The organism is Jonesia quinghaiensis DSM 15701 (assembly GCF_000423205.1).
In the GTDB taxonomy this organism is placed as follows: domain Bacteria; phylum Actinomycetota; class Actinomycetes; order Actinomycetales; family Cellulomonadaceae; genus Jonesia; species Jonesia quinghaiensis.
In genome coordinates this window covers 76,032-90,809 of the sequence record NZ_AUHN01000009.1, presented here as the reverse complement: position 1 = coordinate 90,809, position 14,778 = coordinate 76,032, and the positions used below count along the sequence as shown (strand labels likewise).

At 56.5% G+C, this 14,778-nt stretch carries 22 protein-coding genes; all 22 read left to right on the top strand.

Translation table 11 applies throughout. The features are described 5' to 3' along the window. Positions 1 to 4 precede the first annotated feature (4 nt). Positions 5 to 691, top strand: coding sequence for a 50S ribosomal protein L4 (gene rplD / locus G538_RS0108220; protein ID WP_029068951.1), 687 nt, complete (start codon positions 5 to 7; stop codon positions 689 to 691). After that, positions 688 to 990 carry a 50S ribosomal protein L23 gene (gene rplW, locus G538_RS0108215; protein ID WP_029068950.1) on the top strand — a complete coding sequence of 101 codons (303 nt, stop codon included), beginning with the start codon at positions 688 to 690 and terminating at the stop codon, positions 988 to 990. Before rplD ends, rplW begins: the two co-directional genes overlap by 4 nt. Before the next feature lie 32 nt (positions 991 to 1,022). Beyond that, entirely contained in the window at positions 1,023 to 1,859 is an 837-nt protein-coding gene (gene rplB, locus G538_RS0108210) for a 50S ribosomal protein L2 (protein ID WP_029068949.1), read from the top strand. Between the two features lie 14 nt (positions 1,860 to 1,873). Continuing rightward, on the top strand, positions 1,874 to 2,155 hold the full coding sequence (gene rpsS / locus G538_RS0108205) for a 30S ribosomal protein S19 (RefSeq protein ID WP_015770883.1): 282 nt from the start codon (positions 1,874 to 1,876) through the stop codon (positions 2,153 to 2,155). A gap of 48 nt (positions 2,156 to 2,203) precedes the next feature. Beyond that, on the top strand, positions 2,204 to 2,572 hold the full coding sequence (rplV, locus tag G538_RS0108200) for a 50S ribosomal protein L22 (RefSeq protein ID WP_029068948.1): 369 nt from the start codon (positions 2,204 to 2,206) through the stop codon (positions 2,570 to 2,572). Next, on the top strand, positions 2,572 to 3,390 hold the full coding sequence (gene rpsC / locus G538_RS0108195; protein WP_029068947.1) for a 30S ribosomal protein S3: 819 nt from the start codon (positions 2,572 to 2,574) through the stop codon (positions 3,388 to 3,390). Before rplV ends, rpsC begins: the two co-directional genes overlap by 1 nt. 4 nt (positions 3,391 to 3,394) lie before the next feature. Continuing rightward, the gene (gene rplP / locus G538_RS0108190; protein ID WP_029068946.1) at positions 3,395 to 3,814 is read left to right on the top strand and encodes a 50S ribosomal protein L16; all 420 of its coding nucleotides are present in this window, start codon (positions 3,395 to 3,397) and stop codon (positions 3,812 to 3,814) included. Further along, on the top strand, positions 3,814 to 4,053 hold the full coding sequence (rpmC, locus tag G538_RS0108185) for a 50S ribosomal protein L29 (RefSeq protein WP_015770887.1): 240 nt from the start codon (positions 3,814 to 3,816) through the stop codon (positions 4,051 to 4,053). The genes rplP and rpmC overlap by 1 nt, the downstream gene beginning before the upstream one ends. Positions 4,054 to 4,060: 7 nt before the next feature. Continuing rightward, entirely contained in the window at positions 4,061 to 4,333 is a 273-nt protein-coding gene (gene rpsQ, locus G538_RS0108180) for a 30S ribosomal protein S17 (RefSeq protein ID WP_029068945.1), read from the top strand. A 135-nt stretch (positions 4,334 to 4,468) separates the two neighbouring features. Continuing rightward, complete coding sequence (gene rplN / locus G538_RS0108175) at positions 4,469 to 4,837, top strand: 50S ribosomal protein L14 (protein WP_029068944.1); 369 nt, start codon at positions 4,469 to 4,471, stop codon at positions 4,835 to 4,837. Positions 4,838 to 4,839: 2 nt separating this feature from the next. Beyond that, entirely contained in the window at positions 4,840 to 5,190 is a 351-nt protein-coding gene (rplX, locus tag G538_RS0108170; RefSeq protein WP_029068943.1) for a 50S ribosomal protein L24, read from the top strand. Then, positions 5,190 to 5,753 carry a 50S ribosomal protein L5 gene (gene rplE, locus G538_RS0108165; RefSeq protein WP_029068942.1) on the top strand — a complete coding sequence of 188 codons (564 nt, stop codon included), beginning with the start codon at positions 5,190 to 5,192 and terminating at the stop codon, positions 5,751 to 5,753. Before rplX ends, rplE begins: the two co-directional genes overlap by 1 nt. Position 5,754: 1 nt before the next feature. Further along, the gene (locus tag G538_RS0108160) at positions 5,755 to 5,940 is read left to right on the top strand and encodes a type Z 30S ribosomal protein S14 (protein WP_029068941.1); all 186 of its coding nucleotides are present in this window, start codon (positions 5,755 to 5,757) and stop codon (positions 5,938 to 5,940) included. Positions 5,941 to 6,017: 77 nt separating this feature from the next. Then, positions 6,018 to 6,416: a 30S ribosomal protein S8 gene (gene rpsH / locus G538_RS0108155; protein ID WP_029068940.1), complete on the top strand. Its 399-nt coding sequence runs from the start codon at positions 6,018 to 6,020 to the stop codon at positions 6,414 to 6,416. A 21-nt stretch (positions 6,417 to 6,437) separates the two neighbouring features. Continuing rightward, the gene (gene rplF, locus G538_RS0108150) at positions 6,438 to 6,977 is read left to right on the top strand and encodes a 50S ribosomal protein L6 (protein WP_029068939.1); all 540 of its coding nucleotides are present in this window, start codon (positions 6,438 to 6,440) and stop codon (positions 6,975 to 6,977) included. 2 nt (positions 6,978 to 6,979) lie between these two features. After that, on the top strand, positions 6,980 to 7,351 hold the full coding sequence (gene rplR, locus G538_RS0108145) for a 50S ribosomal protein L18 (RefSeq protein ID WP_029068938.1): 372 nt from the start codon (positions 6,980 to 6,982) through the stop codon (positions 7,349 to 7,351). Between the two features lie 34 nt (positions 7,352 to 7,385). Beyond that, entirely contained in the window at positions 7,386 to 8,042 is a 657-nt protein-coding gene (rpsE, locus tag G538_RS0108140) for a 30S ribosomal protein S5 (protein WP_029068937.1), read from the top strand. Continuing rightward, positions 8,042 to 8,224, top strand: coding sequence for a 50S ribosomal protein L30 (gene rpmD / locus G538_RS0108135; protein ID WP_029068936.1), 183 nt, complete (start codon positions 8,042 to 8,044; stop codon positions 8,222 to 8,224). Before rpsE ends, rpmD begins: the two co-directional genes overlap by 1 nt. 2 nt (positions 8,225 to 8,226) lie before the next feature. Further along, positions 8,227 to 8,703: a 50S ribosomal protein L15 gene (gene rplO, locus G538_RS0108130; RefSeq protein ID WP_051196773.1), complete on the top strand. Its 477-nt coding sequence runs from the start codon at positions 8,227 to 8,229 to the stop codon at positions 8,701 to 8,703. A 293-nt stretch (positions 8,704 to 8,996) separates the two neighbouring features. Beyond that, positions 8,997 to 10,286, top strand: coding sequence for a preprotein translocase subunit SecY (gene secY / locus G538_RS0108125; RefSeq protein WP_029068934.1), 1,290 nt, complete (start codon positions 8,997 to 8,999; stop codon positions 10,284 to 10,286). Beyond that, a complete protein-coding gene (locus G538_RS0108120; RefSeq protein WP_029068933.1) occupies positions 10,283 to 10,870 on the top strand; it encodes an adenylate kinase in 588 nt (195 codons plus the stop codon). Before secY ends, G538_RS0108120 begins: the two co-directional genes overlap by 4 nt. Positions 10,871 to 11,369: 499 nt before the next feature. After that, positions 11,370 to 14,318: a helix-turn-helix transcriptional regulator gene (locus tag G538_RS18435; RefSeq protein WP_029068932.1), complete on the top strand. Its 2,949-nt coding sequence runs from the start codon at positions 11,370 to 11,372 to the stop codon at positions 14,316 to 14,318. Positions 14,319 to 14,778: the final 460 nt, after the last annotated feature.

The window sequence follows — 14,778 nt, the reverse complement described above, 5'->3', positions numbered from 1 at the left end:
CACCATGGCGGAAAACCTGACTGTCGACATCATCGACGCAACAGGACAGAAGACCGGTGCCGCTGAACTTCCTGGTGAGGTTTTCGATGTTGCACTGAACGTGCCACTCATCCACCAGGTTGTCGTGGCTCAGCGTGCAGCTGCCCGTCAGGGAACTCACTCGACTAAGACTCGTGGTGAAGTTTCCGGTGGTGGACGCAAGCCTTACAAGCAAAAGGGAACAGGTCGCGCCCGTCAGGGTTCAACCCGTGCTCCGCAGTTCGCCGGTGGTGGAGTCGTACACGGCCCACAGCCACGCGATTACGCACAGCGCACCCCCAAGAAGATGAAGGCCGCCGCTCTGCGCAGCGCTCTGTCAGACCGTGCACGCGCTGGTCGTGTTCACGTAATTGACAGCTTTGGCATCACCGAGGCTCCCTCGACCAAGCAGGCTTTGAAGGCACTTGCCTCACTGCCCTTGAGCAAGGAAAACCTTGGCGACGTGAAGCACATCCTCGTTATTCACGACCGCAACGATGAGATCGCACTCAAGTCGCTGCGTAACGTCTTGTCTGTTCAACTGCTCGCAGCTGACCAGCTCAACACCTACGACGTTCTTCTGTCTGATGACATTGTCTTCACCAAAGCGGCTCTTGACGGCTTCCTGGCTGGACGCAAGTCCACCGAGACCACCGAGGAGAACGCCCAGTGACAAAGCCACAGAAGGACCCACGCGACATCATTGTTGCTCCAGTCCTCACGGAGAAGAGCTATGTCGGTTTTGAAGAAGGCAAATACACCTTCCTCGTTAAACCAGACGCAAACAAGACTGAGATCAAGATTGCCGTAGAGAAAATCTTCGGCGTCAAGGTCGACTCCGTCAACACCATCAACCGTCAGGGTAAGACCCGTCGGACCCGTTTCGGAATTGGCAAGCGCAAAAACACCAAGCGCGCGATCGTTACTCTTCGTGAGGGACAGATCGACGTGTTCGGTGGAGCGGCTAGCTGATACCGTTCGAGAGCAGATTAGGATAGATCCCCATGGGAATCCGTAAGTACAAGCCGACGACGCCAGGCCGCCGTGGCGCCAGCGTTGCCGACTTTGTCGAGATCACGCGCTCGCAGCCGGAGAAGTCACTGGTCCGTCCACTTACCAAGACAGGTGGACGCAACAACTCCGGTCGTATCACCACGCGTCACAAGGGTGGTGGACACAAGCGGGCTTACCGAGTGATCGACTTCCGTCGTCACGACAAAGATGGCATTCCAGCCAAGGTCGCTCACATTGAGTACGACCCAAACCGTACCGCTCGTATTGCCCTCCTGCACTATGCAGATGGCGAGAAGCGTTACATTATTGCGCCAAACAAACTGAAGCAGGGCGACTTTGTTGAGGCTGGTCCGAATTCGGACATTAAGCCTGGCAATAACCTCCCGCTTCGTAACATCCCCACCGGTACAGTGATTCACGCAATCGAGCTTCGCCCAGGTGGCGGCGCAAAGATCGCGCGTTCCGCTGGTGTCTCGGTTCAGTTGGTCGCTAAAGACGGACCATACGCCCAGCTGCGTATGCCTTCTGGTGAGATCCGCAACGTTGACGCTCGTTGCCGTGCAACCGTCGGTGAGGTCGGCAACGCCGAACAATCGAACATCAACTGGGGTAAGGCCGGCCGTATGCGGTGGAAGGGCGTTCGCCCAACTGTCCGTGGTGTCGCAATGAACCCCATCGATCACCCACACGGTGGTGGTGAAGGTAAGACATCCGGTGGTCGCCACCCAGTCTCGCCTTGGGGTCAAGCGGAGGGCCGTACGCGCCGTTCGAACAAGCCAAGCGACAAACTCATCGTTCGTCGTCGCCGCACCGGCAAGAAGCGCTGATAGGAGCCTGAACAATGCCACGTAGCTTGAAAAAGGGTCCTTTCGTTGACGGCCACCTTCAAAAGAAGGTTGACGCACAGAACGAAGCTGGCACCCACAACGTCATCAAGACCTGGTCACGTCGGTCGGTTATCACCCCCGACTTCCTCGGTCACACATTTGCCGTGCACGACGGTCGCAAGCACGTTCCCGTGTTTGTTACCGAAGCGATGGTTGGACACAAGCTCGGTGAGTTTGCGCCTACCCGTACGTTCCGCGGCCACGTTAAGGACGACAAGAAGGGCCGTCGCCGCTGACGAAAGTCAGTGGTTATGGTCATGACGAACCAAGAAGGCAGGACAGCAATGGAAGCCATGGCGAAGGCGCGGTTCATCCGTGTCACGCCCCGAAAGGCCCGTCGCGTCGTGGATCTTATCCGTGGCAAGCAGGCCACAGAGGCCGTAGCCGTGCTCAAGTTTGCCCCTCAGGCAGCAAGTGAGCCGGTACTCAAGGTCGTGCAGAGCGCAATCGCGAACGCACGGGTAATTGCCGACCGTGACAACGTAGCCTTTGATGAGTCTCGACTCGTCATCAAGACTGCGCTGGTGGATGAGGGACCAACCCTCAAGCGTTTCCGCCCACGTGCTCAGGGTCGTGCTAGCCAGATCCTCAAGCGGACCAGCCACATCACTGTGGTTGTGGCTCCGATTGACGACAAGGAAGGGGCCCGATAGTGGGACAGAAGGTTCACCCGCACGGGTACCGACTCGGAATCACTACTGACCACCGCTCGCGTTGGTTCGCTGACAGCACTAAGCCTGGTCAGCGATACCGCGACTACGTCCGCGAGGACGTCGCAATCCGTAAGCTCATGAGCGAAGGCCTTGAGCGTGCTGGTATTGCAAAGGTCGAGATCGAGCGCACACGCGACCGAGTTCGCGTGGACATCCACACAGCACGTCCGGGGATTGTTATCGGACGGCGTGGAGCAGAAGCTGACCGTATCCGAGGCGAGCTCGAAAAGCTCACCGGGAAGCAGGTTCAGCTCAACATCCTCGAGGTAAAGAACGCAGAGATCGAGGCTCAGCTCGTTGCCCAAGGCATCGCTGAGCAGCTCGCATCACGTGTTTCATTCCGCCGCGCAATGCGTAAGGGCATGCAGTCAGCGCTCCGCGCTGGCGCAAAGGGCATCCGTGTCCAGTGCTCTGGTCGTCTTGGTGGCGCTGAAATGAGCCGTTCGGAGTTCTACCGCGAAGGTCGAGTGCCTCTGCACACGCTCCGCGCGAACATCGACTACGGCTTCTTTGAGGCTCGCACAACCTTTGGCCGCATCGGAGTTAAGGTGTGGATCTACAAGGGTGACATGACTGAGAAAGAGTTCAACGCGCAGCAGGCCACACAGGCTCCTCGCGCTGGACGTGGTCGTGGTGGCGAACGCCCAGCACGTGGTGGCCGTCGTAACAACGAGCGCAACAGCAATGCAGCACCTGCAGCTGAGGCGCCATCGGCTGAGGCTAAGGCACCAGCCGCTGAGACCGGAACGGAGGCCTGAGCGAATGCTTATCCCGCGCAGGCTCAAGCACCGTAAGCAGCACCACCCATCCCGTACGGGAGCATCAAAGGGTGGAAACGTTGTGACATTTGGTGAATACGGCATTCAGGCTCTCACGCCTGCATACGTTACCAACCGTCAGATCGAAGCTGCACGTATCGCGATGACTCGTCACATCAAGCGTGGCGGTAAGGTCTGGATCAACATTTACCCAGACCGCCCCCTCACCAAGAAGCCAGCCGAAACCCGCATGGGTTCCGGTAAGGGTTCACCTGAGTGGTGGGTCGCAAACGTCAAGCCAGGCAAGATCATTTTTGAACTTGCCGGCGTCCCAGAGCCACTCGCACGCGAGGCAATGCGCCGCGCGATGCACAAGCTCCCAATGAAGTGCCGTTTCGTGGTGCGTGAAGGAGGTGCTAACTGATGGCTGTTGGAACAAAGGGCCTTGAGCCCAAGCAGCTCGACCTTCTTGACGACGCTGCACTGGTTGCCGAACTGGAGAAGGCGAAGAAGGAACTCTTCAACCTTCGTTTCCAGGCGGCTTCCGGTCAGCTCGAGACGCACGGCCGGTTGAAGGCTGTGCGCCGAGACATCGCAAGGATCTATACGATCCTTCGCGAGCGTGAGCTCGGCATCCGTACTGCACCAAGCGTGAGCGAGTGAGGCTGAAATGAGCGAGAACGTAGTCGCAGAACGCCCTCAGCGCAAGACGCGTCGTGGGTACGTTGTGAGTGACAAGATGGAAAAGACCATCGTTGTCGAGGTAGAGGATCGCGTAAAGCACCCGCTTTACGGTAAGGTTATGCGCAGGACCAGTAAGGTGAAGGCTCACGATGAGCAGAACACCGCTGGAATTGGCGACCTGGTCCTTATCATGGAGACCCGCCCGCTGTCCGCAACAAAGCGGTGGCGCCTGGTGGAGATCCTCGAGAAGGCTAAGTAAGCAGTCTGGCTCCGTGGGGCGGACCGTGTTTACGGTTCCGCCCCACTGGGGTGTCTGCAAAACCTTCTTCAGAAATTTATCCGTTCGGCAAGGCTCGCACCCGCGAGAACCAGCTCGACGACAGGAGTTCATTACATGATCCAGCAGGAGTCGCGACTTCGCGTTGCTGACAACACGGGGGCTAAGGAAATCCTTTGCATTCGTGTTCTCGGTGGCTCGGGCCGTCGCTACGCCGGTATTGGCGACACTATTGTTGCCACCGTCAAGGATGCAATCCCTGGCGGAAACGTCAAGAAGGGCGATGTCGTCAAGGCAGTCATCGTCCGCACGTCGAAGGAACGTCGTCGTCCCGACGGTTCCTACATCAAGTTTGATGAGAACGCAGCGGTGATTCTCAAGAACGACGGTGAGCCCCGTGGAACTCGTATCTTCGGCCCCGTTGGACGTGAGTTGCGTGACAAGCGATTCATGAAGATCATCTCGTTGGCTCCGGAGGTGCTCTGACCATGGCGAATATTAAAAAGGGTGACACAGTCCTCGTTATCGCTGGTAAGGACAAGGGCAAGACTGGCCGTGTCCTCGAAGTGCTTCGCGAGCAAGACCGCGTGATCGTTGAAGGTGTACGTCGTGCAACCAAGCACGTGAAGCCTGGTCAAACAGCACGTGGGACCCGCACAGGAGGGATCGAGGTCGTAGAGGCCCCTATCCACATCTCCAACGTGCAGTACTACGATGCCGAGACTAAGCGTGGAAAGCGTCTAGGCGCCCGCCTCGAAGAGGTCGAGCGTGATGGTCGCACCCGCGTTGCACGCGTTCGCGTGACCCGTGGCCACGGCGATGCAGAGAAGGACATCTGATGAGCACCGAGACTAAAACTCAGCCTCGTCTGAAGGTTCGCTACAACGAAGAAATTCGTACAGCGCTCCACGAGGAATTCAAGCACGAGAACATTAACCAAGTGGCGGGCCTGGTAAAGGTCGTTGTCAACATGGGTGTCGGTGATGCAGCGAAGGATTCTAAGCTGATCGAGGGCGCTATTCGCGACCTCACTCTCATCACTGGTCAAAAGCCACAGGTGAACCGAGCACGCAAGTCCATCGCTCAGTTCAAGCTCCGCGAGGGAATGCCAATTGGCGCCCACGTGACGCTCCGTGGTGACCGTATGTGGGAATTCACCGACCGTTTGCTGTCGATGGCATTGCCACGTATTCGTGACTTCCGCGGTCTTTCTCCAAAGCAGTTTGACGGCAACGGTAACTACACGTTCGGTCTGACCGAACAATCGATGTTCCACGAGATCGACCCAGACTCCATTGATCGGGTTCGCGGCATGGACATCACTTTTGTCACCACCGCAAAGACCGATGACGAGGGGCGTTCGCTCCTCAAGCGTCTCGGCTTCCCGTTCAAGGAGAACTGACATGGCGAAGAAGGCCCTGGTTAACAAGGCAGCCGCAAAGCCTAAGTTCGCGGTTCGCGCTTACACTCGGTGCCAGCGTTGCGGTCGTCCGCACGCTGTATACCGCAAGTTCGGACTCTGCCGTATCTGCCTTCGTGAAATGGCACACCGCGGCGAGCTTCCCGGCGTCACGAAGAGCAGCTGGTAACAACTACGTCGTAGGTCCGGCAGTCGTGCACTGATACGGCAGGACTGGATACCCCGACGAGGAAGGGCAGAAGCCCAATGACTATGACCGACCCGATCGCAGACATGTTGACACGTCTGCGAAACGCGAACTCGGCTTTCCACGAGACGGTAACCATGCCGTCATCGAAGTTGAAGTCGAACATCGCGGCAATTCTCAAAGCCGAAGGCTACATCACTGACTGGAAGATTGAGGACGCCCGCGTGGGCAAGAGCCTCGTCATCGAGTTGAAGTACGCCCAGACACGCGAACGTGCGCTTGCAGGCGTACGTCGTATCTCGAAGCCAGGTCTTCGTGTATACGCAAAGTCCACCAACTTGCCAAAGGTCCGCGGCGGTCTTGGTGTGGCAATTTTGTCCACATCATCAGGCCTCCTCACTGACAAGCAGGCAGCACAGAAGGGCGTAGGTGGGGAAGTCCTCGCCTACGTCTGGTAATCGGAAAGGAGAAGGATACACATGTCACGTATCGGTAAGCTTCCCATTCCGGTCCCAGCTGGTGTGGATGTAACTATTAGCGGAAACCTTGTCACAATCAAGGGGTCCAAAGGAACACTCGAGCACGTAATCCCCGCCCCCATCGAGGTTTCTCGTGGCGAGGACGACACTCTCGTAGTGACCCGTCCGAATGACGAGCGTGAATCACGTGCGCTCCACGGCCTCACCCGTACCCTCCTGGCTAACATCATCACCGGTGTAACCAGCGGATACGAGAAAAAGCTTGAGATCGTGGGCACCGGTTACCGTGTGACAGCCAAGGGGAAGGACCTAGAGTTCGCTCTCGGATTCTCACACCCTGTGGTTATCACGGCACCTGAAGGCATCACCTTTGCTGTTGAAGCTCCCACCAAGTTTTCGGTGGCGGGAATTGACAAGCAGCAGGTGGGCGAGGTCGCTGCGAACATTCGCAAGATCCGTAAGCCTGAGCCATACAAGGGCAAGGGTGTGCGCTACGCCGGCGAGATCATCCGCCGCAAGGCTGGAAAGGCTGGTAAGTAACCATGGCTCTGAAGATTCTCGGAAAGGGCAAATCTGTCTCACGACAGCGTCGCCACGTTCGTCTTCGCAAGAAGATCCGTGGAACAGCTACTCGTCCACGCCTCGTTGTTACTCGTTCAGCCCGCCACATGGTGGCCCAGGTTGTCGATGACACTGTAGGCAAGACACTTGCCTCCGCATCAACGCTCGAAAGCGACCTTCGGTCGTTTGACGGTGACAAGACCGCAAAGTCCCGCAAGGTTGGCGAGCTTATCGCTGAACGTGCGAAGGCTGCCGGAATTGACACTGTTGTCTTTGACCGTGGCGGAAACAAGTATCACGGCCGTGTGGCTGCAGTTGCAGATGGCGCCCGCGAAGGCGGTCTGTCACTGTGATCTCCACAATCGTTTCAAAGCAAAGGACACTCTGATGGCTGCAGGGCAGCGCAATTCCGGCGCACCCACGGGTGGCGCCAATGAGCAGAATGACCGACGTGGTGGCCGCGGACGCGGCGAAGGCGGCGGTCGTCGTGGTGACGCAGCTGAGAAGAACGCATTTGTTGAGCGCGTTGTCACCATCAACCGTGTAGCTAAGGTCGTCAAGGGCGGTCGTCGTTTCTCCTTCACCGCACTCGTGGTTGTTGGAGACGGTGACGGTACCGTCGGCGTTGGCTACGGCAAGGCTAAGGAAGTTCCCGCGGCAATCGCCAAGGGTGTTGAAGAGGCAAAGAAGAACTTCTTCCGCGTCCCACGCATCCAGGGAACCATTACACACCCAGTGCAGGGCGAGAAGGCAGCTGGTGTTGTCTTCCTCCGTCCAGCAGCACCAGGTACCGGTGTTATCGCCGGTGGTCCAGTGCGTGCAGTACTTGAGTGTGCAGGCGTTCACGACATCCTGTCGAAATCGCTTGGTTCCTCAAATGCGATCAACATCGTTCACGCAACAGTTGACGCCCTCCAGCAGCTCGAAGAGCCAGCTGAGGTCGCAGCTCGTCGTGGACTTCCACTTGATCACGTAGCCCCTGCGGCCCTGCTTCGTGCACAGGCTGCTGGACTGGCTGCAAAAACCGCAGAGGCAGGTGCATGATGGCCAAGCTCAAGGTTACTCAGATCAAGTCCACCATCGGTGGAAAGCAGAACCAGCGCGACACGTTGCGCACCCTTGGGTTGAAGAAGATCGGACAGTCCACTGTCCGTGAAGACCGCCCAGAGGTTCGCGGCATGATCGCTACCGTGGCACACCTTGTCACGGTTGAGGAGGTTGACTGATCATGGCCGATAAAAAGGCTGAAGAGACGACAGCTGTTGAGCCTCTGAAACTTCACCAGCTTCGCCCAGCACCTGGTGCTAAAAAGGCGAAGACCCGTGTAGGTCGTGGTGAAGCGTCAAAGGGTAAGACTGCAGGTCGTGGTACCAAGGGTACGAAGGCACGTTACCAAGTTCCAGCACGCTTTGAAGGTGGCCAAATGCCACTGCACATGCGTTTGCCAAAACTTCGTGGCTTCCGCAACCCGTTCCGTGTTGAGTTCCAAGTTGTGAACCTTGACAAGCTCGCCGAGCTCTACCCAGAGGGTGGCTCAGTGACAATCGAGGATCTCGTAGCGAAGGGCGCCGTCCGTAAGGGCCAGCCCGTCAAGGTACTCGGCGGCGGAGAGATCTCTGTGAAGCTTGAGGTAGCAGTTGATGCTGTTTCTGCTTCAGCTCAGGAGAAAATCCAAGCAGCTGGTGGATCAGTTTCAGTTGACTGATTGACTCAGTGTGAAGGGTCGGCACACACTGTGCCGGCCCTTCGTCGTCTCCAAGCAGTAACGAATGTGTGTCTCACAGAATGCAACGCCGCAGTCTATGGGCAGAAGTGGTGCAAGCTGTGGATTTTTGTTCACGGCAATGTGCGTATAGGGTATCTTCGGTATCGCTATATCGATACATTGTCATTATTCCCTTGGAACTGCCGTAAAGAAGTCCATTATTTGCAGGCCAAGGCTTAGCAGTACGCCGCAATCGCGGTGAAATCACCGCGACAAGGGCTCAGGAGGACCATGTGCTAGGCGGATTCGTTCGGGCGTTCAGGACGCCAGATCTTCGGCACAAGTTGCTGTTCACCATCGGAATTATTGTGCTGTACCGGATCGGATCGTTTGTTCCGGCTCCTGGTGTCTCATACCCGAATATTCAAACGTGTCTTGCTAATCAGGAAACGAACTCACTGTTGGGGCTCGTAAACCTGTTCAGCGGTGGAGCGTTACTGCAACTCTCGATTTTCGCATTGGGCATCATGCCCTATATCACCGCGAGCATTATCGTGCAGTTGTTGCGCGTGGTCATCCCGCGCTTCGAAGCTCTTCACAAAGAAGGCCAAACGGGTACTGCGAAGCTGACCCAATACACCCGTTATCTGACTATCGGCTTGGCGCTTCTGCAAGCGACAACCTACGTCACCCTGGCACGTACCGGCCAGTTGATCCCCGGGTGTGATGCAATCCCTAACGACAGCATCATGACGTCGCTTTACATCATTTTGACGATGACCGCTGGCGCCACACTATTGATGTGGTTTGGTGAGCAGATTACTGACCGCGGTATCGGCAACGGAATGTCGATGCTGATCTTCATTTCCATCGCTGCTTCCTTCCCCGGTGCCATCTGGTCGATTACTCAGGGCTCCGGTGGATTCGGTAAGTTCGCAATTGTGATTGCTGTGGCGTTGCTTGTCATCGCTCTGGTTGTATTCGTTGAGCAGTCCCAGCGGCGCATCCCTGTTCAGTACGCGAAGCGCATGGTTGGTCGCAAGGTCTACGGTGGTTCTTCGACATACATCCCCATCAAGATCAACATGGCCGGTGTTATCCCGGTGATCTTTGCATCATCAATTCTTGCTGTGCCCTCGTTGATCGCACAGTTTGCTGAGTATGACACTGACTGGGTCGCTTGGGTGCAACGTAACGTTGCTTCCCCTTCAGCACCTCTCCACCTCGTGCTCTATGTCATCATGATCATCTTCTTCTGCTTCTTCTACACGGCGATTACGTTTAACCCGGACGAAGTTGCAGACAACATGAAGAAGTACGGTGGGTTCATTCCAGGCATTCGCGCCGGTCGGCCTACTGCAGAGTACTTGGATTACGTCATTACCCGGATTACATCCGCAGGTTCCATCTACCTCGCACTCGTTGCCCTGGTCCCTACAGTGACCTTTATAGCTATGGGAGTGGGCGACTCCATACCATTCGGTGGAACCTCTATTCTGATCATCGTTGGTGTCGGTCTTGAAACCGTGAAACAGATCGACTCGCAACTGCAACAACGCCATTACGAAGGGTTGCTCAAATGAGCGCACGTATTGTCCTCCTCGGCCCTCCGGGAGCCGGTAAAGGAACTCAGGCTGCACGTCTTGCCGGAGAACTCGGGGTGGAAGCTATCTCGACGGGTGACATTTTCCGCGCCAACATCAAGGGTGGAACTGAGCTAGGTCGCCTCGCACAGGAATACACCGCCAAAGGCGAGCTTGTTCCTGACTCGGTAACCAATGCAATGGTCAAAGACAAGTTGGTGTCGATGGTTGGCGAAGAGCCAAACCACTTGGGTTTTATTCTTGACGGATACCCACGTAATACCGCCCAGGTTGCTGAACTTGATGCGATCCTCGAGGAAATCGGCGTTACTCTCGATGGCGCTGTGGAAATCACAGCAGATCCGGAAGTTGTGATCGAACGCTTGTTGAAGCGTGCTGACATCGAAGGCCGGGCAGATGACACCGAACCTGTTATCCGCCACCGTCTTGGTGTGTATGCCGAGCAAACCGCGCCGGTTTCCGGCGTGTACCGCGATCGCGAACGTCTCGTCCAAGTTGACGGGATTGGCGATGTCGAGGACGTAACTGCTCGCTTGATCAAGTCGCTGGAGCAGTTCGGGTAAGTAGATCAATCACATCACGACGTCGCGGTGTCCGCGACAAAGCAGTGAACAAGCGGGGCGAGAGACATCTGTCTCTCGCCCCGCTTGTTGTACTAGGGAGCTGTTTTTGTGCCCTGTGACCTACCTCCTGAGCGGTGAGCATCGAACTTAAGTTCGGGACCCGACGATGTTGTACTCAAGACAATACAACGGCCATGTGCAGGGTGAACTTTGATGGATCGCCCCGTAAAGGCCCATATCTTGAACCTAAGTACTGGTGGAGTCTGCCTGCTGGTGGCATTCTGCTAAATGTAATGCTGACCTCGCGGTCAGTTTTGCTGATGAAACAACAAAGAGTTGGACAGTGTTGGGGGCGTTGTCAGGTTCTGCGCTACTCACGCAAGTTGGTGAGTTCTTAGTTGCCTTGCCCAGCGCGAACCCAAGTAGCCGTCTGGTGGCGCTTTGTGGGGCGACGTAGTTGACCTTAAGAATGTGCTCGCATCGGGCTAAGGAGTTACGAATGTCTGATCATTCCCTCACTGCTGGTGGGCGCGATGTCGTTGTACCTGCTCCTAGTCACCCTGAGTTAGAGACACCCACTGTGCGGCTTGCTTCTGTTGCACAACGGCGGATAGATGAAACCCTCAATCAACATCGCCCGCTGACAATAGTGCGTGCACCTTATGGCTATGGAAAGACGGGCCTGGTGGAGCAGTGGGTATCTGAGCAACAGGCCGAAGGGGTGTCGACTGGTTGGTTTTCTTTGCGGCAAAGCGGAAAATCGGTGAGATCGTATATTCCTCCTGCAGCTTGGCGTTCAACACCCTGTGTGGAACTCCTGGTGGATGACAATGTGAGTGCCCGGCTGTTGCATGGTCTGATCCAGATGATGCTCTCTGAGCGAGGGGTGGACGCAGCTGCTGAGCTGAGCGCAATGGAATATCAGCTGTTTGCGCGCTGTGGCACAGGGGAGTTCAGCGCATCACCGACCGATGAGGCTATCCAGGGCAGCGTGGCCGGTGTCCGGAGTGATGGCGAAGTAGCGTCTGGGGGGCGGGGCGAGTTGCCGCGCGCACTGCGGGCTTTTGGTGACTCCTCAACAAACAATGAGCACGATGAGATTCTTCAGATCCTTGGTGGGGTATCAGGGGGGCCGGTTACTACCGGTAGTGCAACGAGCCACCCGTTGATGTTGCAGGAAGATGCACAGATTCTTCTCGATGTGTTGCGTCGTCAGGCGAGCAAAGCAACTGATCGCACGGTCGTTGTCCTTGATGGGTATGTTGATGACACGGCATCGACGTCTTTGCTTCCGGAGATAATTCGGGTCTTAACCGATGCGGGCCCGGTGTGTCAGCTGGTTGTGATGACGCGAGAGGTGACGCGTCTTGAAACGTTTGGTGCTGTTTTTATTGACTCGATTCTTGTTATGCCTCAAGCGTTGCGGGCTACAGCCGGTGATGTGGTGGAATTTGGTGCGCGGCGCGGCGTGGATCTCAGCAGCGAGCAGGGTGAAGAGATTGTTCGTTTGACTGGTGGTTGGCCAGCGATGGCCGCGATGGTTGCATTGCAGGCGAGGCGTGATTCTCGTGGTGAGTGGTTTTATGACGATGTGTTGGACGATGTTGCGGGAATTTTTGAGCATGAAGTCTCGCAGCTTCGTGATTCGCTCAAACTTCGGGTGACTTTGGCCTCGATGTTTTTGCCTGTGCTGACTCCGGTGTTGGTTGATCGGATCTTGGGAGAATTTGGCGAGAGAATTTCGACGTTGTTGGCGTCGTTGGGTGTGCGGGTTGTTCCTGATTCCTCTCGGTGGGTGCATGGGCGGTCAGAGCGTGATGTGACGCGCGCTTTAGAGCATCTGGTTGAGGACGGTTATTTGCGGGTGTTGGATGAGGAGGCCGAGGTCCGGGCGTATGTTCGTGTACCGGTTATTGATCAGGTATCGAAGCGGTGGTTTGCCCAGGTTGATGTTGCCTTTAGCGGGCCGCTGGTTGAGCTGACGTGTCAGGTGATGGTGGGGCAGGGCTTGGCTTTGGAAGCTGCTGAGCAGTGTGTTGACCATAGTCGGTGGGAGGGCTTTGCGAGTTTTGTTGATGACAATTGGTATGAGCTGCTTGAGGCTGATCCGACGAGGTTGTTGACTGTTTTAGCGAAGGTCCCTTTGTCGGTGGGTGAGGCGAGCGACAAGCTGTCGATCATTAATCGGTTTTTGGATGCTGAACGCCGTGCGCAGGCTGCGCGATCTGGAGGTGTGCTGGCACGGTTAGGGGTGCAAGGACGGGCTCAGGAGGAGGGGGGACGTCACCTGTTGCAGGGGCTTGTTGATGCGTCTGATGCCGAGCAGGTGCGTCAGTGGACAATCCCGATGCTGGAGTGGGGAGCTTCTCTGATCTTGCATGGTGACCCTGCGCAGGCGGCACGTGCTTTGGCCTGTGCTCGTTTCTTGGCCCAGTCCCACGGGGCGGGTGCCGATGTCATGCGAGCGGTGGATGTCTATTCGGCGTTGGTGTTTGCCTTTGACGGTGAATTGGTGACGGCTCGTGACGTATTGGCTCATGTTGACCCTCCGGAGGATTCGTCTCTCTTAGACCACGCGTATTGGTCTACGTTGAGTCTTGTCAGCCTTGGTTCGTTGACGAAGTGTTTGGAGCCGCATGGTGAATTGGCTGATCCTACGTCGATGTTAGGTTCGGTTGATCCGTTATTTTTAGCGCGCTATTTGTTGCATATTCGCTGTCACATTGCGGCTCAGGAGTTGGACCAGGTTCTTGTGCGGTTGGCGGATTTGCGGGAGCGGTGCACGACGTTGTGCAATTTCCCGTTGGTGCGTTCGTTGATGTGTGACGCGACGGTTCATACGTATCTTGCGTTGGGGGATCACCGTGCTGCACAGGAGCGTCTTGATATTGGTCGTCCGTTGGATCCGATGGCGCGGGAGATGGCGGCTCGTATCGCGTTCCAGGCTGGCGATTTAGAACGTGCTGAGCGACTTGTGGACGGTGGGTTGTTGGTTGCGGGGCGTTCGTTGCGGTTTACGGCGGCCTATTTGGCATTGAAGGCATCCGTGTGTGCTTCCCAGGAGCGTTGGGCCGAGTGTTCTGCTGTGTTGGGTGAATATGTGCGGCTGTGTGCTCCGCAGGAGATGTGGGGGTATTTGGCAACGATGCCGCAGGAAGTCGTGGCGGAGTGTCTAGCGCGTTTCCCCTTTGTTGCTGATGCTTGCCCTGCTTTGGCAGCGGCTGGAGGAATGTATCCGGCTCCGAGCGTCCGTGTGTTGTTGTCACCTCGGGAGCAGGAGGTTCTCGCCGCGGTCGCTGAGCATCAGTCGTTGGGTGGAGCGAGCCGTGCGTTGTACGTGGGCGTGAATACTGTGAAGACTCATTTGACGAGTGTGTATCGCAAGCTGGGTGTTCATTCGTATGCGGAGGCTGTAGTGCGCGCACGGGAGTTGGGGGTATTGTCGTAGGGCTGTGGAAGCCAAGCGCAATGCAGCGGTTTTATAGGGCACCTGTGGAGAGAGTGCTGCGGGCTTGGTCCAGAGTTTTTGATGTGTGTGATGTGTCGAGACGACTGAAGGTGAACGGGGATTCCCGTTCACCTTTTGTGTTGTGCCTTGTGGCTCTATGGGCGAGTGCTATCGATTCCGCTGCGGTGGTGTGGTGCTGTCCGTTGGGGTTGTCCGCAGCCTCACCCGCTGTCACCCGTTGTCACCCATGGGTGAGTGTGTAGTGGGCGCGCTTGGGGGAGCGGTTGGCGAAAACTCACCCGGAGACTCACCTTAATAGTCACCTTCAGGTCATCCATGAGGTGAGGGTTTAAAAGGCTTTTCCTGTGCGAATGTCGGCTTTAGCGGCTTCTTTTGTGCCGCGACCGACGCACACGAAAAGAGGAACACCATGACTCACCAAAGGAGGTCCCTTCATCGC